Raw genomic sequence first — 22,620 nt, forward strand, 5'->3', positions numbered from 1 at the left:
GCGTCCCCCGGACGCATCGACACGCCCCCTCGGACCGCCTGTTTCCGCAGGTCACGACCGGGTCTCCGGCCGGAGCACAGACCTCTGACACTCGCCGTGTCGCTGCCTCCGAAACACTCGACCACACCTCTAGACTCGTGGCCGAGGCTGACACGGCCCCTTCCCCTTCGACCGTGTTAGGAGCAGACGTGACCCATTCCAGCACTGTCGACAGATTGATCGGCCGTGCCCTCGACGGTCGCTACGAGATCATCTCGCGCTTGGCGCGTGGCGGCATGGCCACGGTCTATCGCGCAGAGGACCGGCGACTGGACCGCACCGTGGCGGTCAAGATCATGCACGAGGGACTCGGCGACGACCAGGACTTCGCGACGAACTTCGATCGCGAAGCCCGGGCTGCTGCACATCTTTCGCACCCCAACATAGTCTCTGTTTTCGATCAGGGCAACGATTTCGGCCGCCCGTACATCGTCATGGAGCTGGTGGAGGGGTCGACCCTGCGTCGGCTGGTCAGCCGGGAGGCCCCGCTGACACCGACGCGTGCGTTGGACCTGCTCGACCCGATCCTGTCGGCGCTGTGCGCCGCGCACGACGCGGGCCTGATCCACCGCGACATGAAGCCGGAGAACGTCCTGATCTCGCGCCGCGGCCAGTTGAAGGTGGCGGACTTCGGCCTGGCCCGTGCGGTCACCGCCCAGTCGGCCGCCGCCACCCAGGGCCTGCTGGTCGGGACGGTCTCCTACCTGCCGCCCGAGCTGGTCGAGCACGGCTACGCCGACACCCGCTCCGACGTCTACTCGGCCGGCATCATGCTGTTCGAGATGCTCACCGGCAAGAAGCCGCACACCGGCGACACGCCGATCCAGGTGGCGTACGCCCACGTGCACAAGGACGTCCCCCAGCCCTCCGACTGGGTCGACACCGACTGGCGCCGGTCCCTCGACGGCATCCCGCCGTACCTCGACGCTCTGGTCGGCGCCGCGACCGCGCGTGATCCCGAGCAGCGGCCGCGCGACGCCCGCGCGTTCCTCGACGGGGTCCGGCGCGCCCGCAAGGCGCTGTCGTCGGGGATCATGCACGACCCGCATCTGACCACCCTGCTCGCCGACCCCAACTCCCTCGACGACACCGAGCCGGTCGACATCGAGTACACCCCCACCCGGCGCGCGATGGCGGCGCTGGCCGCCTCCCGGGCCACTGCAGTGGGATCGACCACCGGATCAGCGTGCGGCGCCGCTTCCGCGCCGGCGACACCCGGGCTGCCGACGGCATCGGTGACGTACGCCGACCGGCCCGGTGCCGCCGACGCGCTCGACGCGACCGACGGTCACGACGGTCACGACGGGCCCGAGCCGGAGGATGAGGTCGAGTGGGCCGACTCCGGGGCGTACGAGATCACCCGGGAGGCGCGCCGGCGACGCGCCCGTCGGGTCGTGTCGATCCTCGTCACCCTGCTGACCGCGGCCGCCCTCGTGATGGGGGTCTGGTGGCTGGCGGTCGGACGGTACGTACCTGCCCCCACCGTCACCAACCTGACCCAGCCGGAGGCCTCGGCCGCCGTGAAGGCGGCCGGACTGGAGTTCGCCAGCACCGAGGAGTTCTCCGAGACGGTGCCGACCGGCCGGGTGATCGCCAGTGTGCCCGGCCCGGGCGAGGACGTCGCCCGGGGCGCCACCCTCACCGCGGTGCTGTCCAAGGGACCGGAGCGCTACGCGGTGCCCGCCGTCATCGGCAAGGACAGCGCCGGCGCCCAGGAGGCGCTGAGGACGGCACACCTGGCCGTCGGCACGGTCAACCAGGCCTGGAGCGAGAGCGTGGCCGAGGGCGCCGTGATCTCCGCCTCGGTGGAGCCGGGCACCTCGGTCCGGCCCGGCACCGTCGTGGACCTCACCGTCTCCAAGGGACGCGAGCCGATCACCGTCACCAACTGGTACAACCGGGACGCCAAGGATGCGGTGGCCACCCTGGCCGGCAAGGGCCTGCGGGTCGTCACCGGGGAGGACTTCTCCGACCAGGTCGCGGCCGGCAAGGTGCTGGGCCAGACGCCCTCCGACGGGACGCTGCACCGCGGCGACACGGTCACCCTGACCATCTCCAAGGGGCCGCAGCCGGTCGCCGTCCCCGACGTCAAGGGGATGGCGGTGAAGGACGCGCAGGACGCGATGACCAAGGCGGGGTTCCGCACCACCACTCAGCCGGTCGAGGCCAACTACCTCGGGCTCGGCTACGTGGCGCGGGCCTCGTCCGACCCCGGCACCATGGTGGCCAGGGGCAGCACGATCACCCTCTACCTGGTCTGAGGCCTGCCGGGTCCGAACCCCAGCGACCACCTCGCCCGGGCGTCCGATGTGATTCCCACCACCCTCGACGGCCCGGCGGATGGCGGTGTCCGGCCCCGATCAGGAGTGGACCCGCATCGTCCCTGAGACGTCGCTGTGCTGCCCGAACGATATCGATTCGTTATTCCTTGACTCCGTCTCGTACCCTGAAGCAAGACGTTCATCAGGGCACCGGGGCCCCACCCCGGGTCACCGCCCCGGCCCGATCACAGGAACACTGAGTGCGCTTCCCCCGTTTGACCAGCTTCACCGCTCTCCTTCGTATGGTGCGCCCCGACCGATCCTTCACCCCCGAGCGTCAGTCCCTCTCCCGTCGGCGTCGACGTCGTGTCGCCGCCGGAGTAGGGGCAGGTCTCGCCCTCTACGGCGCGGTCGTCGCGATGCCGGCCGATGCCGCCACCCGTACCGCCCCCGAGCCCCAGATGACGACGGTGCTCCCCTGCCAGGACGTCATGTTCATCGGCGTCCGCGGTTCGGGTGAGACCCCCGAGGGCAGCCTCTACGGCATGGGTCCCGAGTCGGCGCTGGCCTGGCAGCAGTACCGGATGGAGATCCCGGGGCACTCGGCCGCCGCCATGTCGATCGACTACCCGTCGACGCCGGTCACCACGCTCGCCTCGCCGTACTCCTCGCAGGACTTCTTCCGCAGCATCGACACCGGCGTCACCAAGCTCGAGGCCGTGCTCGCCGAACGTTCCGTCACCTGCCCCACCGAGCACTACGTGCTCTCCGGCAAGTCCCAGGGCTCGATCGTCGTGCACCGGGCGATGGCCGACATGGCCGCCCACCCCACCGCGTACGGGCATGGCCTGATGGACCGGATCGACGGCGTGCTGGCGATCGCCGATCCCGACCGGCTGCCGGACGAGACCGGCCACCTCTACGGCACCACCGCCACCGGCCCGGACCACTACGGCATCTCGTACGCGGCGCCGTTCATGGCCGGCAACCGCTACCGCCCCACGACCTCGACCGTCGACACCTTCTGGGACCACCCGGACCGGTGGCACACCATCTGCAACGTCGGCGACTCGGTCTGCGACTTCACCGTGTCCAGCGCCTCCCCGGCCAGCATGTTGCACGGCTTCGACGTCCACATGAACAGCTACCTGTCGGACCCGACGGCCGTACGTCAGGCCGCCTCCGACGTGGCGGCGCAGACCCGGTCACGGACGATGGCGCCCGAACAGGCGGCGCAGGCCTCGCGCGCGTGATTCCTGCGGGCCCGGTGCCGGCCGGCCCGGCTCGACCCACGGCGCCTCGGCCGACGGAGCGGGCACGACCGGTGCGCCGGGCCGCGTCGCGGCGGACGCGCCCCGGCCGCCGGCCGAGCCGGGCGATCCGGCCTCACGCGGGGCCGACCCGGCCGCGTGCAGGCCGGCGGCGACGGTGTCGACGGCCGCGCTGATCCGGCGGAACGCCTCGTCGTAGACGACCTCGGCGGCCCGGAACGGGTCGGGCACGTCGTAGTCGCCCGGGTCGGCGAAACGCACCGTCCCCCGCCGCCGAGCCGCGGCCACGGTGAACTCCGCGAGCCGGTCCGGCACCCGGATCGTGTAGAAGGGGCGCGGCCGGCCACCCTCGGACCACTGGTCGAGGAGCGCGGCGTACTCGGTCAGCGTGAACGTACGCCCCAGCGCCCGCGGCACCGCGGTGACCACCTCGGCCCGGTGCTCGCGGGTCATCGCGAGGACCAGGTCGGCGCCCTCGATCAGGGCGGGGACGAGGTAGCGGGCGTGGAAGCCGTCGGTGGACAGTCCGTCGGCCCGCAGCCGATCGGCCATCGGCGGGTCGACGGGCCGGTCCACCAGCGCCGCGGTGCCGGCACTGGCCACCGTGACCCCGGGGCCGAGCGCCCTGCGGAGCAGGTACTCAGCCGCCGGGGACCGGCAGATGTTACCGGTGCAGACCGTGAGGATCCGGAACGGTGCGGACATCAGGCGTCCCCTCCCTGGCCGGTCACGACGCTCAGAACGTCCTCGGCGTGTACTCCTGCACGGGGTTGGCCCGCTTGATCCGCCCCTCGTTGAGGCGCTGGGCCACGGTGAACGCCAGTTCCAGCGACTGGTTGCGGTTGAGCCGCGGATCGCAGAGCGTCTCGTAGCGCGCCCCCAGGTCGTCCTCGCCCAGCTCACCGACACCACCGACGCACTCGGTGACGTCGTCACCGGTCAGCTCGATGTGGATGCCACCGGGCCAGGTGCCGCACTGCTCGTGCACCTGGAAGAAGCCGTCGACCTCGTCCGCGACATCGGAGAAGGCCCGGGTCTTGACCCCGTTGTCGGTGGTGAACGTGTTGCCGTGCATCGGGTCGCACATCCAGACCGGCTGACGGCCCGACGCCATCACCTCCTCGATCACCGGCGGCAGCACGGTACGGATCCTGCCGGCCCCCATCCGGGTGATCAGCGTGAGCCGGCCGGGCTCGCGATCCGGGTCGATCTTGTCCGCCAGCGCCAGGGCGTCCTGCGCCGAGGTGCTCGGGCCCAGCTTGATGCCGATCGGGTTGCGCAGATGACGCAGGAACTCGACGTGGGCCCCGTCGAGCTGCCGGGTCCGCTCGCCGATCCAGATGAAGTGCCCGGACACGTCGTACGGCGTACGGGTGCGCGAGTCGATCCGGGTCATCGCGTGCTCGTAGTCGAGCAGCAGCGCCTCGTGGGAGGAGTAGAAGTCGACGGTGTGCATCGCCTCGGCGTCCATCCGGCAGGAGACCATGAAGGCGAGCGCCCGGTCGATCTCCTGGACCAGCTCGGTGTAGCGCTCGTTCACCGGCGCGGACCGGACGAAGTCGGCGTTCCACGAGTGTGCGGTGCGCAGGTCGGCGAAGCCGCCGGTGAGCAGCGCACGGGCCAGGTTCATCGTCGCCGAGGACGCGTTGTACGTCTCCAGCAGCCGCTTCGGGTCGTGGCGGCGGGACTCCGGGGTGAAGTCGTAGCCGTTGACGGCGTCCCCGCGGTACGCCGGCAGGGTGGTCCCGGCCCGGGTCTCGGTGTCCTTGGAGCGGGGCTTGGCGTACTGGCCGGCGATCCGGCCGATCTTCACGATCGGCACCTGCGCGGCGTACGTCATCACGACCGCCATCGACAGCAGGGTCCGCAGCTTGTTCTGGATGTTGGCGGCCGTGACGCCGGCGAAGGTCTCCGCACAGTCGCCGCCCTGCAGGACGAAACCCTCACCACGAGCGACGGCAGCCAGCTCGGTCCGCAGGTCGTCGCACTCCCCCGCGAACACCAACGGCGGGCGGGTCCGCAGCTGGGCCAGGACGTCGGCCAGCTCGGCCTGATCCTCATAGCTCGGCTGCTGGACCGGATTCATGGCATGCAGCTGCTCGAGGGCAGGGAATCGTGATGCATCAGACACGCCGTCGAGTCTAGGCGGTCACGACCACTGTCCCGCGCCGTCCCGGGAATCGCGCACTGCGACCCGGGCCACCCTGACGTGCCTCATGACTCCGTGCCGGGCCCCGCGACCTCGACCGGCGGCTTGGGGGTGTTGAGCCCGGGGCGGGCCATCACCTTGGCGGCGAGTTGCTCGGGGGTGAAGTTGCCGGATTTCACGGAGGTGCCATAGACGTCGACGTACTCCTGGCCGGACAACTCGGCGATCGCGGCCATGATCCGGTCGGTGATCCAGCGCAGCACCTGCCGGTCGTTGTCCCGGCCGCGGTACTCGGAGAAGTCGAGCGGGCGGCCGATCCGGATGCCGGGCCTGCGCATCAGCGGGATGCCGAACGGCCCCTTGACCAGCTGGGAGTTGATCATCGCCACCGGGATCACCGGGGCACCCGAGTGCAGCGTGAGCCGCGCGACACCGGTCTTGCCCTTGTAGAGCCGCCCGTCGGGCGACCGGGTGCCCTCGGGGTAGATGCCGAGCAGGTCGCCCTCCTCGAGCACCTCCGACACCTCCACCAGGCTCTCCGCGCTGGCCCGGCCGCCGGAACGGTCCATCGGGTGCATCCCGACCGCCTTGAGGAACCAGGCCACCACCCGGGACCTGAGGTCCTTGCCGTGGAACGCCTCGGACTTGGCCGGGAAGACCATCCGTCGGCGGATCATCGCGGGCAGCATCAGCGTGTCCCCCGCCGAGATGTGGTTGCTCGCCATCAGGGCGGGCCCCGCCTCCGGGACGTTCTCCTCGCCCTCGATCCACGGCCGCCAGAGCCCGACGATCGCCGGGCGGAACAGCAGACGCTTGAAGAGCGAGTACGCCATCTGGGACACGGGTACCTCCGGTACTGGGGACCGACCCGTACGCCGCCGTGGGCACGGGTCTGCGGACAGCTCAGCCTATCCAATCGCTCCCCGGCGGCGGACCTCGATCGGGGACCGGCGGGGACCGGACGATCCGGCTACAGTCGGGCCATGGTCAACCGCCCCGTACGGCCGGTCGTCACGGTGAACCCGGAGTCGCAGAGCTATCGCCTGGCGGCGGCCCGCGGCGCCCTCGCCGATGACCCGGCCTCCCCCGGGGACTCGCCCACCAGGCCGACCACGGCTTCCGGCCCCGTCCTGCCGGCGGCTTCCCGCACTGTCCCGACCGCGGCCTCCGGGGCTGTCCGACCCGAGGTCTCCCGCGCCGTCCTGTTGTGCCACGGCTTCACCAGCACCCCGTCCTCGCTGCGGCCCTTGGCCGACCACCTGGCCGCCCGCGGCTACGACGTGTCGGTGCCGCGGCTGCCCGGCCACGGCACGACCTGGCGCGAGATGAACCGGACCACCTGGACCGACTGGTACGACCGCGAGGAACAGGAGTACATCCGGCTGGCCGCCTCGCACGACCTGGTGTTCGTCGGGGGCATGTCCATGGGCGGGGCGCTGGCCGTCCGGCTGGCCGAACGTCACCCGGAGATCCCGGCGGTCGCGCTGGTCAATCCGTCGATCGCCACCTTCGACCGGCGCTACGTGTTCCTGCCGGTGCTGTCCCGGCTGATCCCCTCGATCCCCGGGATCTCCGGCGACATCAAGAACCCCGGGCGGCGCGAGTACGCGTACGACCGGACCCCGCTGGCCGCGGCGAACTCGATGCGGCAGCTGTGGAAGGACGTGGTGGCGCATCTGGACCGACTGACCGCGCCGACGCTGGTGTTCCGCTCGACCGTCGACCACGTGGTGGACGACGCCTCGCTGGGCCTGCTGCGCGGCGCGCCGTGCGAGCTGACCGTCCGGATGCTGGAGAACTCCTACCACGTGGCGACGCTGGACAACGACTCCCCACAGGTCCAGGCCGGGACCGCAGACTTCTTCGACCGGTTCACCACCCGGCACTGACCCGACACGGCCCGACCGCGATCCGGCCCCGCGCCGGGAGCCTCAGGCCCCGGCCACCCCGCGGCGGGCGAGATCGGCGGCACCGACCAGACCGGCGTCGTTGCCGAGCCGGGCCGGCAGGATCTCGGCCATCGGCCGGAAACCGCGTCCGGTGAGGTGGCGCGCGAAAGCCGCACGGGCGGGACCGAGGAGCTTCTCGCCCGCCTCACTGACCCCGCCGCCGATCACGAAACGCTCAGGGTCGAGCACCGCGGCCAGCCCGGCCAGCCCGCGGCCCAGCCACTCCCCGACCCCGGTGAGGATCTCCTCGCAGGCCGGGTCGCCGGCCAGTGCCGCAGCGGTGACATGGAAGCCACGGATCGCCCCGGCATCGTGACCGACCCGTTCCAGCAACGGCAGCGCGCGCGGGGACCCGGTGCCGGCCAGGGCGACGGCCTCGCGCCGCAGCGCCTCACCGGAGCAGTACTGCTCCCAGCAGCCCCGGTTGCCACACGGGCAGATCTGCCCGTCGGGCACGACGCAGAGGTGTCCCCACTCGCCGGCCACGCCCCATCGGCCGCGGTGGACCTCGCCGTCCAGGACCAGGCCACCGCCGATGCCGGTGCCGAGGGTGATCATCGCGAAGGTGGTGCTGCCCTGCCCGGCGCCGAACCGGTACTCCCCCCAGGCCGCCGCATTGGCGTCGTTGTCGACCACCACCGGCAGATCGAGGCGGGCCTCGAGACGCTCCACCAGAGGTTCGTTGCGCCAGGCGAGGTGCGGCGAGAACCGTACGATCCGGCGGGTCTCGTCGACCCAGCCGGCGGCGCCGATCCCGACGGCGCAGGCGTCGTGGTCACTCGCCAGGGCATCGACGAGCCGGACGATCGCTTCCTCGACGGCATCGGCCCGGTCGGTCGGCGTGGGGATCGTACGACGCCCCGACAGCCGTCCGTCGGGGCCCACGACGGCGGCCGCCACCTTCGACCCACCGATGTCGATCCCGATCGCCGGCCGCTGCTGCACTGCGGGCATGTGCGTCTCCTCATCCCCGTCCGTCGATGATGTCGCGGCGGGCGAGCTCCGCCCGGGCCGCGGCGAGCGATCCGGCGCCCGCCTCCGATGCCGCGTACCAGCGTGCCACGCCCACCCAGCCGATCCGCGCGGCGAGATCGGTGACGGCCTGCCCGGCGATGCCGTAGTCGTCGAGGGTCCGCGGCACCCAGTCGTCCGACGGCCAGGCCGTCGGCCCCACCGACGGTGACGGTACGGGCCCCACCGACGGTGACGGTACGGGCCCCGCCGACCGTGGTGGTACGGGCCCCGCCGACGGCCCCAGCACCCGGTGGGTGAGGGCGACGGCGTACCCCTCCTCCACCCACAGCGGGCCGTCGAGGACCGCCGCCCGGGTCCGGGCATGGACGAGTTCGTGGGTCAGGACCTGCCGCGGAAGGTCACCATCCGTACGGGCGACGTCGGGATTGACCACGATCCAGGTCCGCCCGCGCTGGTCGGCGGTGGCGAGGCCCGACGCGACCATGGCCTGGTCGACCACAAGGGTGGTGGCCGCGGGGCGAGCGGTCGCGGGGACGCCGAGCAGCGCCGCCTGGCCGGCAGTGGTCGGGGCGACGACGGTGAGGTCGCTGACCGGCGGTTCGGCCGGCAGCCACGGATCGAGAGCGGCCTCGGCCTGCGCGAGGGCATCGGCCCACAGCCCGCAGTCTGCGGGAGCTGCACAGACCACGACGCTGCCGTCCGGGAGCCGCGCCGCACCGGAGAACGGTCCGGCTCCGGTACGCGCCACGGTGGATGTCACCGATACCGTGCGGGCCACCGACCCGGTGCCGACCTGACCAGGTGCCGCGGTGGTGACCAGGACCAGGGCGACCGCGAGCACGGCGATCAGGATCGTCCCCGCCCGGCGGGTCCCCGAGGCATCCGAGACCTGCACCCGTCCTCCTCGGCCGTGCGGCCCGGTGCCGCGTCCGGCCCCAGGATAGGTGCGCGGCCCGGCGCGGGGCACTGTCAGTGGCTGCCTCTAGCCTGCTGTCCGTGATCACCCAGCTCCCCCTCGACGGCCTGCTCCACGCAGCCGACGACCTGCAGCCGTCCTTCGGCGACCTGGGCGAGCCGCTGGCGGATGTCGACTTCTGCGTGGTCGACCTGGAGACCACCGGCACCGGCCGGGACGCCGCGATCACCGAGATCGGCGCCTCGCACGTCCGGGCCGGGGAGATCGTCGGGGAGTTCCAGACACTGGTCGACCCCCAGTGCCCGGTCCCGACCGAGATCAGCGCTCTCACCGGCATCACCCCGAGGATGCTGCGCGGGGCGCCGGCACTGCCCTCGGTGCTGCCGGCCTTCCTCGAGTTCAGCCACGGCTGCGTGCTGGTCGCGCACAACGCGCGGTTCGACATGGGGTTCCTGCAGCGGGGTTGCGACCGGCTGGGCCACCCCTGGCGCCCGCGGCAGGTGCTGGACACCCTGGCGCTCGCCCGCCGGATCATCCCGCGCACCGAGGTGCGCAACTACACGCTGGGGACGCTCGCCGCCCACGTCCGCGCCGACACCGCCCCGACCCACCGCGCGCTGGAGGACGTCCGGGCGACCGTCGACCTGCTGCACTACCTGATCGCCCGGGTCGGCAATCGCGGCGTCACGACGCTGGAGGACCTGGTCGCGATGATGCATCCGGTGTCCCCGGCCCGCCGCGCACGCGCCCCCTGGGCCAAGGACCTGCCACACGCTCCCGGCGTCTACTGGTTCTACCGCGCCGACACCCGGCCCCACGGCGATCGGACGAGCGCGGCTGACCCGCAGGCCCCCGACGGCGCCGACAGGGCCACCGAGGGAACCGCTGCTGAGGAGACCTGCGCCGGGTCGGCGCAGCCGGCCGGGTCGGAGCAGCGGGAGATCCTCTACGTCGGCACCAGTGTCGACATCCGCCGGCGGGTCCAGGGGTACTTCACCGCCTCGGAGCGGCGGGCGCGGATGGAGGACATGATCCGCCAGGCCGAGGGCGTCTCCTGCGTCGAGTGTCGTACGCCGCTGGAGGCGAAGGTGCGCGAGCTGCGCCTCATCACCAGTCACCAGCCCCGGTACAACCGGCGCTCCAAGCGGGCCGCCCATCCGGTGTGGATCGTCCTCACCGACGAGGCCTACCCGCGGCTGTCGATCGTGCGCGATCCGGGCGCCAAGGTGCGCTTCGGTCCGTTCCCCGGCCGGGAGGCCGCCCGGACCGTCGTCGAGGCGCTCCAGGAGGCGTTCCCCGTCCGCCGGTGCACGACGCGCCTGAGCGTACGCCGCCCCACCGCCGCCTGTGCGCTGGCCGAGATGGACCGGTGCCCGGCGCCCTGTGACCATCGGATCTCCGCCGACGACTACGGCGACCTGATCGGCCGGGTGGCCGCCGCGATGTCGGGCGATGTCGGGTCGGTGGTGAGCGGGCACGCCGCCCGGATCGGCCCGCTCAGCGACCAGGAACGCTACGAGGAGGCCGATCAGGTACGGGCCCGGCTCCAGTGCTACCTGGACACCAGCCGACGGCACCACCGGATCGCTTCACTCGCCGGGTGCCCCCAGCTCGTCGCCGCCCGCCGGACGACGGAGACGTTCGCGCCCGCGGGCGCGGCCGGGCGCCCGGGGTGGGAGATCCACGTCGTACGGTACGGGCGGCTGGCGGGCGCCGCGCGGACCCGGCCGGGCGAGTCGGCGGTGCGGGTGGCCGATGAGGCCGTGCTGCTGGCGGAGTCCGTCCCGGCGCCGACCCACGGCACGGCGGCCTTCCCCGAGGAGACCGAGCTGATCGCGGCCTGGCTCGAGGAGCCCGGCGTACGTCTCATCGACGTCCGGGGCGAGTGGATGTGGCCACTGCGCACCACGATCGCCACCACTGACCTGCCCCGGGTGCTGGCCGCGCTGCGTACGGACGGGGGCACGCCCTCCCGCGCCGCGACGACGGGTCCCGCACATTAGGATGACGCCCATGGTCACCGCAATCGTGTTCGTCAACGCCGAAACCGACCGCATCCCCGAGGTTGCCCAGGAGATCGCCGATCTCGACGGTGTGACCGAGGTCTACTCCGTCACCGGCGCGATCGACCTGGTGGCGATGGTGCGGGTCCGCGAGCTGGACGACCTGTCGGCGGTGGTCTCGGACCGCCTGAACAAGGTCGGCGGGATCATCGAGACCGAGACCCACATCGCCTTCCGCGCCTTCTCCAAGCACGACCTGGAGGCCGCCTTCAGCCTCGGCAGCTGACCCGGGCGGCCCGAGCATCGGCCGCACCTCGCGGGGGCCCGGTCGGCAGGTCCCCGCGGGTGGGCTTCCCCGCGGGTGGGCTCCCTGCGGGCAAGGTCCCCGCCAGCCGCGCGATCGTCAGTCGGCGTCCGACGACATGGGTTCCCTGCGGGCAAGGTCCCCGCGGGAACCGGTCAGCGGACGAAGAAGGCCACCGCGGCCACGGCGACGCAGACCGCCAGGATCAGCAGCGCTCCGCGCAGATGCAGCTGGTCGGAGACGGTCAGCCGCCCGCGGCGCCGGCCGCTGCTGCCGGCCCGCGGCTCGGTCATCCACAGCCAGCCGCAGGCACCGCCCGCAAGGATGGACCCCACGTCGGCGATCACCAGCACCGGGGCGGTGAAGACACTGAAGGCGACCAGGATGGCCAGCAGCACGAGGTCGGCCCGGGCATCCTCCCGCTCGTGGAACTTGGCGCCGGCGTTCGCCGCCAGCAGCCCGATGATCGAGCTCGAGGCTCCGCCCAGCACCACGCTCGTCGGCCCGGCAGCGAGCATCAGCACCGCGGCCCCGAGGCCGGCCAGGAAGTACGTCGCCAGGAAGCGCCACCGCCCCCACATCATCTCCATCGTCCGGCCGAACATCCACAGCACGAAGCCGTTGATGACCAGGGCCAGGATCCCGCCGGAGACGAGGACGTGGGTGACCAGGCGCCACACTTCACCGGACAGGACGGCGTTGCCCTGGTAGGCCAGCAGGCCCTGGACGCGGTACAGGGACAGTGAGTCGAGCGCCTGGATGATGACGATCAGGCCGATCAGCAGCACGGTCCCGCTCTGCTCGCGCAGTCTGAACCGCCCGGCGCCCCCGCCGCGAGGTCGGCTCCGCCGGGAGGTGGTCCGGGTGCCGGGCTGCCGGGAGCGGGCCCGGGCGACGCACTCCGGGCACTGGAACCCGACAGAGGCCTGGATCATGCACTCACCACAGATCGGCCGTCCGCAGCGTTGGCAGGTGATGCCGGTCATCCGGCCGGGATGCCGGTAACAGGGGCGGAAGCCCGGGCCGTCGAGGCCCGGGCTCCCCATCGGCTGGGTCACGGCGGGATCAGCCCGCGATGATCTCGACGGACTCCATCACGACCGGCTCGACCGGACGGTCCGCGCGGCCGGTCCGGACCGCGGCGATCTCGTCGACGACCTTGCGGGACGCCTCGTCGGACACCTCACCGAAGATGGTGTGCTTGCGGTTGAGCCACGGGGTCTGGTCCACGGTGATGAAGAACTGCGAGCCGTTGGTGTTGGGGCCGGCATTGGCCATCGCCAGCAGATACGGCTTGGTGAACGCCAGCTCGGGGTGGATCTCGTCGGCGAACTTGTAGCCCGGGTCACCGGTGCCGGTGCCCAGCGGGCAGCCGCCCTGGATCATGAAGCCCTGGATGACCCGGTGGAAGATGAGCCCGTCATAGAACCGCCCGGTCACCCGCTCACCGGTCTTGGCATCGACGTACTCCTTGGTCCCGTCGGCCAGGCCGACGAAGTTGGCCACGGTCTTCGGGGCCATGTCGTCGAACAGGGTGATGGAGATGTCCCCATGGTTGGTGTGCAGGATTGCAGTGGAGTTGCCCACGAGCTTCCTCTCGTCGGGTCGACGGGTGGCGACCCGACGACACGGTCATGTCCTGTCCATCTTGTCACGCCGGCCGCGGTGGACAACGACAACGCCCCCGGCATCGGACAACAGCTCGGAGCAACCGCACCGGGGGCAATTGTCGGCTTGTCACGAAGAACCCTGCGCAAATCTGTCAGATGTGGAATGGCGGTCGCTACGCTGGACGTACGCCCCGGCGGCGCCGCCCGTCCACGGGTGCGCACCCGGACCTCACAGGCGCGGACAGACGAGTTCGGAGGCAAGAGTGAAGCGCAACACCCAGAAGATCGTCATCGAGGCCGAGGTGCCGAAGTCCCTCACCGAGGTCGGCGTCGATGCGGTCGATGCGGCGATCAAGGCCGCCACCCCCTACCTGGAACAGGCCCGCGAAGTCGGCGTCGACGCCGTCGATGCAGCGATCAGGGCCGCCACCCCCTACGTCGACCAGGCCCGCGAGGCCGGGGCCGCCAAGGTCGCCGGCGCCCAGAACCGGATGGCCCCGCTCACGGCTTCCGCCCAGGCCAAGCTCGGCCCGCTCGCCCAACAGGCCAAGGAGCGTGGCCAGCAGGCCCAGGAGATCCTCACCGAGTACGCCCACGAGGCCCAGGTCCGGCTGGCCCCGGTGGCCGCGGAGGCGCAGGCACGACTCGCCCCCGTCGCCCACGAGGCCAAGGTGCGTGGCATCGCCGGCGCCCGCGGCACGCTGGAGACACTGGCTCCCCGGGTCGAGGGGGCACTGCTCGCCGTCGGCCCGCTGGCGGAGGAGGCCGCGACCCGGATCAAGGAGGACGTCGTTCCCCGGGCCGAGAAGCTGCTCGACAAGGCCTCCGACGCGGTCACCGGCGTCGCCGAGGAGACCGCCGCCACGGCGAAGAAGATGTCCCGCAAGCAGGCCAAGGCGGCCGCGAAGAAGTTCGCGAAGGCGGAGGCCGAACTGTCAAAGGCCGAGGCGAAGCTGGCGAGGCGAGAGAGCAAGCGCGGTGGCGGCTTCTGGAAGGTGCTGCTGATCCTCACCGGCGTGGTCGGCATCGGCTTCGTCATCGCCAAGAAGCTCGGCTCCCCGAAGGAGGACGCCTGGCAGAACTACCAGCCCACGCCACCTGCGCCCGCCCCCACGGCCCCGGCCCCGGCCGAGACCGCTGCCGCGGAAGCTGCGGCTGAGCCGACCGCCCCGGACGTCACCGACGGGGAGATGGACGAGGAGACCGCCGAGGCCGAGGCCGAGATGATCGGCGAGGGTGGTGGCATCACCGAGGCGGACCTCGCGGTGTCGACCGACACTGCGACGAGCTACGGCCCTGACTCCTTCGTCGGCACCGAGCCGCCGGAGGGCTTCACCATCAAGGGCAACCCCCGCTCGATGAAGTACCACCTGCCCGGATCCGACTCCTACAACCGGACCGTCACCGACGTCTGGTTCGCCTCCGAGGAAGCGGCCGCCGAAGCCGGCTTCACCAAGGCGACACGCTGACCGGCGGTCTCGCGGCACCGGTCGCCTCGGCGCCGCACCACGAAAGGCGGAGGGCCATCGTCGCCCTCCGCCCTTCGTTCGCCTCCGACCCCGACCGCCGGGCCCGGAACCGCGCCGACTCCGGCGGCCCGGACTCCGGCCACCGGAACGACGACGACATACACGCCGATGGGGGCCGTCGGGACCGCGGTGACCTGCGCGGCACCGGGCGGAGATGAGCGTGCCCCCGCCCCTCCTCGTTCCCCTCGCCGGGGCCGTCATCCTCGGTGTCCTGGTCGCGGTGCTGACCGGCCCGGTGCTGCGCCGGCTACCCGGCCGGACGCCCGAGGGCTCCCGGCTCCACGACGGTGATCCGCTCCCCGGGCCCGCTGCACCCCCGGGGCTCTTCGGCGAGGCGATCCCCGACGATGCCCCGCCGCACTACCCTGCGCTGGCCACCCGCGGCTTCGCCCTGGCCTGCGGTGGCCTCGGGGCCGCCGCGTCACTGACCGCGCTCGCCCTGGCACCGGCCCCCTGGCTGCCGCTGTGGCTGGTCTGGTCCACCGCCTTCGCCCTGCTGGTGTCGATCGATGCCCGGACCACCTGGCTGCCGCTGCGACTCACCCACATGGTCTGGGGCCTCGGGTCGGTCGCCGTCATCCTGGCGCTGCTGCCCCTGTCCGGGCGGGCAGCCGCACCGGCCGACCTGGTCCGGGTGCTGCTCGGCGGGCTGGCCAGCGGCCTGTTCTACCTCGTCCTGTGGCGGCTGGGCCACGGCCTGGGCTTCGGCGACGTACGGATCAGCCCGCTGATCGGGGCCCTCGGAGCCTCGGTCTCGTGGACCGGCTGGTGGGTGGCGCTGGTCGCCGGCAGTCTGCTCGGGGCACTGTGGGGCATCGCCCGCATCCTGACCGGACGCCGCGGCCCGTTCGCCTACGGGCCGTGGATGTGGCTCGGCCCGGCCGCGTCCTTGCTGTTCGATGCGGCCGGGCCGGGGCTGCTCTGAAGCGTCCGCATGCAAGGCGGGGCGGTGCCCCCGGCGCGTGCCGGAGGTCCGAGTGGACCGGTGCCCCGGGTGCCCGGTGGCCCCAGCGCGAGTCAGAGGCCCAGTGGGCCGGTGCCGGATGGCCGGTGGCCCGGGTGGGCCGGTGCCCCGGGTGCCCGGTGGCCCCAGCGCGAGTCAGAGGCCAGTGGGCCGGTGGCCCGGGTGGACCGGTGGCCCGGGTGGACCGGTGACCCGGGTGGACCGGTGACCCAGATGGCCGGTGGCTCAGAGGTGGGCCGTGGCCCGGAACGGTCACGCCGCTCCGGCGGGAGTCAGCGGCCGGCCAGCCGCCGGGTGGTCGCCACCCAGCTGTCCAGGCGTGCCAGGGCACGGCCGGAGTCGATGGCCCCGCGGGCCCGTTCGACGTACGCGGCGAGCTGCTCGGTGATGTCGGCGTCGAGATCCGGCCCGTCGTACGCCAGGATCGTGGCGGCGGCATTGAGGGTGACGATGTCGCGCACGGGCCCCGTCTTGCCGGCGAACGTCTCCCGGACGATCGCGGCGTTGACGTCCGGCCGGCCACCGACCAGGTCCGATGTCACCGCCCGCGGAATGCCCAGGTCGAGCGGATCGAGCCGGGTCGGGACCACCCGCTGATCCCTGACCAGCCAGAGCTTGGACGCCGTGGTGGTGGTCAGTTCGTCGAGCCCGTCACCGCCGTAGAACACCATGCCCTGGTTGCCCCGCTGGGCCAGGACACCGGCGAGCAGGCCCGCCATCGTCTCGTTGGCGATGCCGATGGCCTGCGCCTGGGGCCGCGCCGGGTTCGACAGCGGGCCGAGATAGTTGAAGATCGTCGAGATGCCCAGCTCCCGGCGCGAGCTGGCGGCGTATTTCAGGGAGCCGTGGTAGAGCGGTGCGAAGAGGAAGACGATGCCCTCCTCGTCCATCACCTGCTGCTGCTTCTCCGGCGCCAGGTCGAGCGCGAGGCCGAGCGCCTCGAGACAGTCGGCGGTGCCACACATCGACGAGGCGGCCCGGTTGCCGTGCTTGATCACCTTCGCCCCGGCGGCCGCAGCGACGATCGCGGCCATCGTGGAGATGTTGACCGTGTTGGCGCGATCCCCGCCCGAGCCGACCACATCCACCGCCCGGGTGTCCACGTGGACCGGACGCGCGAACTGCAGCATCACGTCCGAGAGCGCGGCGACCTCCTCGACAGTCTCTCCCTTGGCCCGCAGCGCCACCGCGAACCCGGCGATCTGCACCGGCGTGGCGTTGCCCCCGAGGATCTCGCGCATCGCCCACGCGGTCGCCTCCGGCGCCATGTTCTCGCCCTTCAGCAAGCCGGTCAGCACATCCGGCCAGTTGAGACTCCCTGTGGTCATGTCACTCCTCCTCGGTGCTTGCGGACCCCGGGCGGGGTCGTACGGACGTCAATGGGCCGGCCCTCGACGTGGCCGGCCAGGACCGGATCAGCCCCTGGCGACCCCAGGACGGTCAGCATCGGGACGTCGGCCCCGGTGTCGCCGACCCGATGAATCAGTCGCCGATGGATCAGGCGCCGACGGCCCGACGGGTCAGGCGCCGGCGACCTGCAGCCGCTTGCGCAGCAGACGCGCGGCGGTGTCGGGGAACGTCACCGGGTCGATCGGGTACCGCTCGACGGCGTCAGCCAGCGACCAGGCGGACAGCCAGGCGTCGTCCTTGCGGATCACCAGCAGCAGGATCGGCGGGCAGTCGGCGATCTCCTCCTTGAACTGCTTGGAGATCCCCATCCCACCGGCGGGCGCGGCCTCGCCGTCCAGGATGACCAGATCGACGCCACCCTGTCGCATCGCACTGTCGACGGCGGCATGAGTGGCGGTCTCGATGATCACGACCTCGGGCAGATCGGCGGCCACTCGGCGCCCCAGAGCCAGTTTGAGGCTCTCACGCACCTGACGGTCATCGGAGTACAGCAGGACCGTCACCGTCTTCTCTTCGGCCGACGCGTCTGCGCTCATCTGCCCTCCTCGGGACTCGACTTCCAGTGAACACGTGCATCGTAGCGTCAGCGCCCCGACCGCCCCGCGCCGACCGTTCGCATACCACCCCACCGGACCCTTCGTGCCACCTGACGGCAAAGATCAGGCCCCGGCAAAAGTGACGGCCGCCACACCGACATCCTCGCGCTCACCCCGATCCACCCTCTTCCATGGGGTCCGCGTAACGATCACCCAACCAAACCCGTTCCGGGACCGCGACGGGGAGCGCGGGGCACTGATTACGGCAATAATGCACACGTGGCTTCTTCATCTGACTTGATGGGCGCTGGGCGGGCCATTCCCACCGGAGCCCTCCATGCCGTCCCCAACACCCGACTCCGCGGCCTTCCGGGCCGCCCAGATCCGCTCGCCCTGGGCATGTGGATCTGGCTGGCGTCCGAGCTCATGTTCTTCGCCGCGATCTTCGCCGCGTACTTCAACATGCGGAACATCCACGCAGCCGCCGGCACCGGCGGGTGGACCCCCGCCGAGTGGCTCGACGTGCCCAAGGCGGTCGCCGTGACCGTCGTCCTGGTGCTGTCGTCGGTCACCTGCCAGCTGGGCGTGCACGCCGCTGAGCACGGCCGCGTGAAGCGTACGGGGTCGCTCCTGAACATCGGGGGCTGGGGCATGCGCGAGTGGTACACGCTCACCTTCATGATGGGCGCCTTCTTCATCTCCGGCCAGATCATGGAGTACGCGACCCTCGCCTCCGAGGGCCTCACCCCGCAGTCGTTCGCGTACGGCTCGGTCTTCTTCTTCGGCACGGGCTTCCACGGCCTGCACGTGCTCGGCGGCCTCGTCGGCTTCCTCTTCATCACGGCCCGCACCTACTTCGCGCGGACCTTCACGCACGAGCAGGCGGTCAGCGCGATCGCCATGTCGTACTACTGGCACTTCGTCGACGTGGTGTGGATCATCCTGTTCTCGGTGATCTACTTCCTGCACTGATGAGCGTCACGGACCCCCAACCACAGAGAGGCACATTGCTGTGAAGTATCTGTCCACGCGGAGGCGACACCCGGCTGCCAAGCCACTCATCCTGGTGCTCGCCCTGTTCCTGGTCGGAGCCGTGTACGCGCTCGTCATGCCGGGCACCCGGGTTTCCGCCGCCCCTGGCCTGTCGCAACAGGTCGAGCAGGGCAAGGCGCTGTTCCAGGTGTCCTGCTCGTCCTGCCACGGCCTGAACGGTGAGGGCACGACCCAGGGCCCGTCGCTGGTCGGTGTCGGCGCTGCGTCCGTCGACTTCCAGATGGGCACCGGCCGGATGCCGATGTCCCGCCCCGGCCAGCAGGCCCCGCGGAAGAAGACGGAGTTCTCCCCGGACGAGATCTCCGCGATCTCCGCGTACGTCGCCACCCTCGGCCCCGGCCCGGCGATCCCGGAGGCCTCGGTCGTCGACCCGACGAACCTGACCGACGAGCAGATCGCCCGCGGCGGCGAGCTGTTCCGGACCAACTGCTCGGCCTGCCACAACATCTCCGGCAAGGGCGGCGCGCTGCCGAACGGGAAGTTCGCCCCCTCCCTCGTCAACGTGGACTCGGTGCACATCTATGAAGCCATGCGCATCGGTCCGCAGCAGATGCCGGTCTTCTCGAAGAACGTCATCACCGACCAGGACGCCCAGGAGATCATCGGCTACCTGAAGAGCGTGAACGGCGGCGCCGGCTCCAGCGGCGGCGGCCTGTCCCTCGGCAGCATGGGCCCCGTAACCGAGGGCCTGTGGGCCTGGGTCGTGGGCATCGGCGGCCTGGTCCTGCTCGCCACCTGGATCACCTCGAAGGGAGCTCGCTCCAAGTGAACGACAACACGACCAACCAGCTCCAGCGACCGGTCGACGATCCGGGCCTCGAGCCGCACGTCCCCAGCTGGGTCTCCACGAACCCGCACGCGGACAAGCACGCGGAGGGCCGCGTCGTGGTCGCCTTCGCGGTCTCGGCACTGTCCGCCCTGGCCTCCGTGGTGACGTACTTCGCGATCCCGCTCGGCATCCAGATCGAGATCGGTCCGTTCCACTCCGACCTGCACAACGTGATCTTCGGGACCACGATGGGCCTGGCGATCTTCCTCATCGGTGTCGGGGCCATCACCTGGGCCCGCAACATCATGAGCGACGAGGAGATCGTCCAGGAGCGGCACGTTCCGTACTCGGACGAGCAGACCCGTACCGACGCGATGGTGATGCTGAGTGACGGGGTCCGTGACTCCGGCGTCGCCCGCCGCAGGTTCGTGATGGGCAGCCTCGGCGGCGCACTGGGCCTGTTCGCCCTGCCGCTCGTGGTGACCCTCGCCGACATGGGTCCGTGGCCGACCGGCCGCAAGCGGGCCCAGACGATCGAGCGGACCATCTTCGCCGAGGCGACCCCGCAGAAGCCGATCCGTCTGGTGAACGACGTCAGCTGGAAGCCGATCAAGGCCGCCGACGTCGAGATCGGCCAGCTGATCAACGCGCAGCCGGAGAACCTCGAGAACTACCACGGCGTCGAGTACCAGCAGCAGAAGGCCAAGTCGTCGATCATCGTCGTCCGGATGGATCCGGCGTCGATCAACATCCCGGCCTCCCGCAAGGACTGGCAGGTGTCGGGCATCCTGTGCTACTCGAAGATCTGCACCCACGTCGGCTGCCCGATCACCCTGTGGGAGCAGCAGACGCACCACCTGCTGTGCCCGTGCCACCAGTCGACCTTCGACCTCGGCAACTCCGGTCATGTGGTCTTCGGCCCCGCCGCCCGGTCGCTGCCCCAGCTCAAGCTCAGCGTCGACACCGAGGGCTACCTCATCGCGACCCAGGACTTCACCGTCCCGGTGGGCCCGAGCTTCTTCGAGCGCGACTCCCGCAACGACTTCAAGGAAGGTGACGCGTGATGGCCAAGCCCACCTCCGTCTCTGAGTCCCGCGACCCGGGCAGCGCCGCCACCACGACGCGCACCGCCTCCGCGAAGGACGTCGACCTGCCCCCGGCGTTGGTCAAGCGGGGCCCGCTCGCGGGCTGGCTCGACGATCGCCTCGGGATCGCCGGCCTGGGCAAGTTCGGGCTGCGCTACATCTTCCCGAACCACTGGTCGTTCCTGATCGGTGAGATCGCCATGTGGTCCTTCGTCGTGCTGCTGCTGACCGGCGTGTTCCTCACCATCTGGTTCAAGCCCTCCATGGCTGAGGTCGAGTACAACGGCTCGTACCAGCTGATGAAGGGCATGATGATGTCCCAGGCGTTCGAGTCGACGATCCACATCTCGATGGACATCCGCGGCGGCCTGCTGCTGCGCCAGATGCACCACTGGGCGGCCCTGCTGTTCGTGGCGTCGGCCTTCGCCCACGCCGCGCGGGTGTTCTTCACCGGCGCCTTCCGCAAGCCCCGCGAGATCCAGTGGATCCTCGGCGTCGGTCTGCTCTTCCTGGGCACCATGGCCGGGTTCTCCGGCTACTCGCTCCCCGACGACCTGCTGTCGGGCACCGGCCTGCGGTTCGCCGACGGTCTGATGCGCTCCATCCCGCTGATCGGCACCTGGGTCGAGTTCTTCACCTTCAACGGCGAGTTCCCCGGCGACCTGATCGTGTCACGGCTCTACATGGTGCACATCCTGCTGATCCCGGCCCTGATCCTCGGTCTGCTGGCGGTCCACGTCGGCCTGGTGGCCTACTACAAGCACACCCAGTTCCCCGGCCCGGGCCGCACCGAGACCAATGCGGTCGGCGAGCCGGCGTTCCCGGTGTACACCGCCAAGGCCGGTGGCCTGTTCTTCCTGGTGTTCGGCGTCATCGCCCTGTTCGGCGCGCTGGTCACCATCAACCCGGTGTGGACGTACGGCCCGTACAACCCGGCCCAGGTCACCGCGGGTTCCCAGCCCGACTGGTACATGGGCTGGGTCGAGGGTGCCGTCCGCATCATGCCGGGCTGGGAGTCCCACTGGGGCCACACCACCTGGTCCTGGAACATCTTCATCCCCGGCGTGATCCTGCTCGGCGCCTTCTTCACGCTGATGGCGCTGTGGCCCTGGATCGAGGCCTGGTTCACCGGTGACACCCGGTCGCACAACCTGCTGGAGCGTCCGCAGGACAACCCGACCCGGACCGCGTTCGGTGTCGCGATCATCACGCTGATGCTGCTGCTCCAGTTCGGTGGCGCGAACGACCTCATCGCCACCCACTTCAAGCTGTCACTGAACGCGATCTCCTGGTTCCTGCGGATCGCGATCTTCGTCGTGCCGGTCATCGCCTTCTGGGTGACCAAGCGGATCTGCCTCGGCAAGAAGAACACCGACCACGAGCGTCTGCTGCACGGTTCGCCGACCGGCGACATGCGCCGCAACGCCGAGGGCGGCTACGTCGAGGACCACGTGGAGATCAGCCACGACGAGGCGTTCACCCTCACCTCGACGGACGATGCGCCGGTGCTGGAGTCCGGTTCGGACACCGACGCCCGCGGCGTGCAGCGCAACGGGCAGAACGTCTCGAAGGCCCGCGCCAGGGCGTCCCGGTGGTGGGCCGAGGGCAACATCCCGCACCCCACCCGCGAGGAGCTCGAGGAGGCACACGCCCACCACGGCGCCGAGCAGGACGCTGAGCACAAGCTCGAGCACGAGGGTGCCGCCGAGACACGCGAGCTGGAAGGCTCCGAGAAGCACTGATCACCGCCATGCGCTGATCCACACTCACCGAGCTACGGAGGGGGGCCCCCCCCCC

At 71.2% G+C, this 22,620-nt stretch carries 20 protein-coding genes; 11 read left to right on the forward strand and 9 right to left on the reverse strand.

Annotated elements, in window-relative coordinates; translation table 11 throughout:
* The first annotated feature begins 188 nt into the window (after nt 1–188).
* Nucleotides 189–2,300: a Stk1 family PASTA domain-containing Ser/Thr kinase gene (gene pknB / locus VB059_RS10475; RefSeq protein ID WP_323421970.1), complete on the forward strand. Its 2,112-nt coding sequence runs from the start codon at nt 189–191 to the stop codon at nt 2,298–2,300.
* A gap of 260 nt (nt 2,301–2,560) precedes the next feature.
* Nucleotides 2,561–3,553 (forward strand): cutinase family protein, encoded by a 993-nt coding sequence (locus VB059_RS10480; RefSeq protein ID WP_323421971.1) that lies wholly within the window; start codon nt 2,561–2,563, stop codon nt 3,551–3,553.
* Here VB059_RS10480 and VB059_RS10485 read toward each other — a convergent pair.
* From VB059_RS10485 to VB059_RS10495, 3 genes are all read right to left on the reverse strand, one after another.
* Nucleotides 3,506–4,276, reverse strand: a complete 771-nt coding sequence (locus VB059_RS10485) for a hypothetical protein (RefSeq protein WP_323421972.1) — start codon at nt 4,274–4,276, stop codon at nt 3,506–3,508. The two genes, VB059_RS10480 and VB059_RS10485, sit on opposite strands and share 48 nt — an antisense overlap.
* Nucleotides 4,277–4,307: 31 nt before the next feature.
* On the reverse strand, nt 4,308–5,657 hold the full coding sequence (locus VB059_RS10490; protein ID WP_323421987.1) for a class II 3-deoxy-7-phosphoheptulonate synthase: 1,350 nt from the start codon (nt 5,655–5,657) through the stop codon (nt 4,308–4,310).
* Nucleotides 5,658–5,785: 128 nt separating this feature from the next.
* Nucleotides 5,786–6,553: a lysophospholipid acyltransferase family protein gene (locus VB059_RS10495; RefSeq protein WP_323421988.1), complete on the reverse strand. Its 768-nt coding sequence runs from the start codon at nt 6,551–6,553 to the stop codon at nt 5,786–5,788.
* Between the two features lie 150 nt (nt 6,554–6,703).
* Here VB059_RS10495 and VB059_RS10500 point away from each other — a divergent pair, with 150 nt between their 5' ends.
* Nucleotides 6,704–7,609 carry an alpha/beta hydrolase gene (locus tag VB059_RS10500; protein WP_323421973.1) on the forward strand — a complete coding sequence of 302 codons (906 nt, stop codon included), beginning with the start codon at nt 6,704–6,706 and terminating at the stop codon, nt 7,607–7,609.
* A 42-nt stretch (nt 7,610–7,651) separates the two neighbouring features.
* On the opposite strand, the gene VB059_RS10505 is transcribed toward VB059_RS10500, so the two are convergent.
* Together VB059_RS10505 and VB059_RS10510 are read right to left on the reverse strand one after the other, a co-directional pair.
* Nucleotides 7,652–8,623, reverse strand: a complete 972-nt coding sequence (locus VB059_RS10505; protein WP_323421974.1) for an ROK family glucokinase — start codon at nt 8,621–8,623, stop codon at nt 7,652–7,654.
* Nucleotides 8,624–8,633: 10 nt separating this feature from the next.
* Entirely contained in the window at nt 8,634–9,539 is a 906-nt protein-coding gene (locus tag VB059_RS10510; protein WP_323421975.1) for a hypothetical protein, read from the reverse strand.
* 101 nt (nt 9,540–9,640) lie between these two features.
* Here VB059_RS10510 and VB059_RS10515 point away from each other — a divergent pair, with 101 nt between their 5' ends.
* Nucleotides 9,641–11,563: a DEDD exonuclease domain-containing protein gene (locus VB059_RS10515; protein WP_323421976.1), complete on the forward strand. Its 1,923-nt coding sequence runs from the start codon at nt 9,641–9,643 to the stop codon at nt 11,561–11,563.
* Nucleotides 11,564–11,573: 10 nt separating this feature from the next.
* Nucleotides 11,574–11,849, forward strand: coding sequence for an Lrp/AsnC ligand binding domain-containing protein (locus tag VB059_RS10520; protein WP_323421977.1), 276 nt, complete (start codon nt 11,574–11,576; stop codon nt 11,847–11,849).
* 173 nt (nt 11,850–12,022) lie between these two features.
* On the opposite strand, the gene VB059_RS10525 is transcribed toward VB059_RS10520, so the two are convergent.
* The gene (locus VB059_RS10525; RefSeq protein ID WP_323421978.1) at nt 12,023–12,802 is read right to left on the reverse strand and encodes a rhomboid family intramembrane serine protease; all 780 of its coding nucleotides are present in this window, start codon (nt 12,800–12,802) and stop codon (nt 12,023–12,025) included.
* 130 nt (nt 12,803–12,932) lie between these two features.
* The gene (locus tag VB059_RS10530; RefSeq protein WP_323421979.1) at nt 12,933–13,454 is read right to left on the reverse strand and encodes a peptidylprolyl isomerase; all 522 of its coding nucleotides are present in this window, start codon (nt 13,452–13,454) and stop codon (nt 12,933–12,935) included.
* A 286-nt stretch (nt 13,455–13,740) separates the two neighbouring features.
* Between VB059_RS10530 and VB059_RS10535 the strand changes: the two genes are divergently transcribed.
* The gene (locus VB059_RS10535) at nt 13,741–14,946 is read left to right on the forward strand and encodes a hypothetical protein (protein ID WP_323421980.1); all 1,206 of its coding nucleotides are present in this window, start codon (nt 13,741–13,743) and stop codon (nt 14,944–14,946) included.
* A gap of 220 nt (nt 14,947–15,166) precedes the next feature.
* On the forward strand, nt 15,167–15,931 hold the full coding sequence (locus VB059_RS10540) for a prepilin peptidase (RefSeq protein WP_323421981.1): 765 nt from the start codon (nt 15,167–15,169) through the stop codon (nt 15,929–15,931).
* 311 nt (nt 15,932–16,242) lie between these two features.
* Here the strand turns inward: VB059_RS10540 and trpD are convergent, their stop codons facing one another.
* Together trpD and VB059_RS10550 are read right to left on the reverse strand one after the other, a co-directional pair.
* Complete coding sequence (trpD, locus tag VB059_RS10545; RefSeq protein ID WP_323421982.1) at nt 16,243–17,298, reverse strand: anthranilate phosphoribosyltransferase; 1,056 nt, start codon at nt 17,296–17,298, stop codon at nt 16,243–16,245.
* 192 nt (nt 17,299–17,490) lie between these two features.
* Entirely contained in the window at nt 17,491–17,916 is a 426-nt protein-coding gene (locus VB059_RS10550; protein ID WP_323421983.1) for a response regulator, read from the reverse strand.
* Between the two features lie 393 nt (nt 17,917–18,309).
* Between VB059_RS10550 and VB059_RS10555 the strand changes: the two genes are divergently transcribed.
* The 4 genes from VB059_RS10555 to VB059_RS10570 are packed head-to-tail and all read left to right on the forward strand — an operon-like array spanning nt 18,310 to nt 22,565.
* Nucleotides 18,310–18,888: a cytochrome c oxidase subunit 3 gene (locus VB059_RS10555; protein ID WP_323421989.1), complete on the forward strand. Its 579-nt coding sequence runs from the start codon at nt 18,310–18,312 to the stop codon at nt 18,886–18,888.
* A 40-nt stretch (nt 18,889–18,928) separates the two neighbouring features.
* A complete protein-coding gene (locus VB059_RS10560; RefSeq protein WP_323421984.1) occupies nt 18,929–19,738 on the forward strand; it encodes a c-type cytochrome in 810 nt (269 codons plus the stop codon).
* Nucleotides 19,735–20,802, forward strand: coding sequence for a Rieske 2Fe-2S domain-containing protein (locus VB059_RS10565; protein ID WP_416339543.1), 1,068 nt, complete (start codon nt 19,735–19,737; stop codon nt 20,800–20,802). The genes VB059_RS10560 and VB059_RS10565 overlap by 4 nt, the downstream gene beginning before the upstream one ends.
* Nucleotides 20,802–22,565: a cytochrome bc complex cytochrome b subunit gene (locus VB059_RS10570; RefSeq protein ID WP_323421985.1), complete on the forward strand. Its 1,764-nt coding sequence runs from the start codon at nt 20,802–20,804 to the stop codon at nt 22,563–22,565. Before VB059_RS10565 ends, VB059_RS10570 begins: the two co-directional genes overlap by 1 nt.
* The last annotated feature ends 55 nt before the right edge of the window (nt 22,566–22,620 follow it).

It is taken from the genome of Raineyella sp. (genome assembly GCF_034933565.1).
Classification (GTDB): domain Bacteria; phylum Actinomycetota; class Actinomycetes; order Propionibacteriales; family Propionibacteriaceae; genus Raineyella.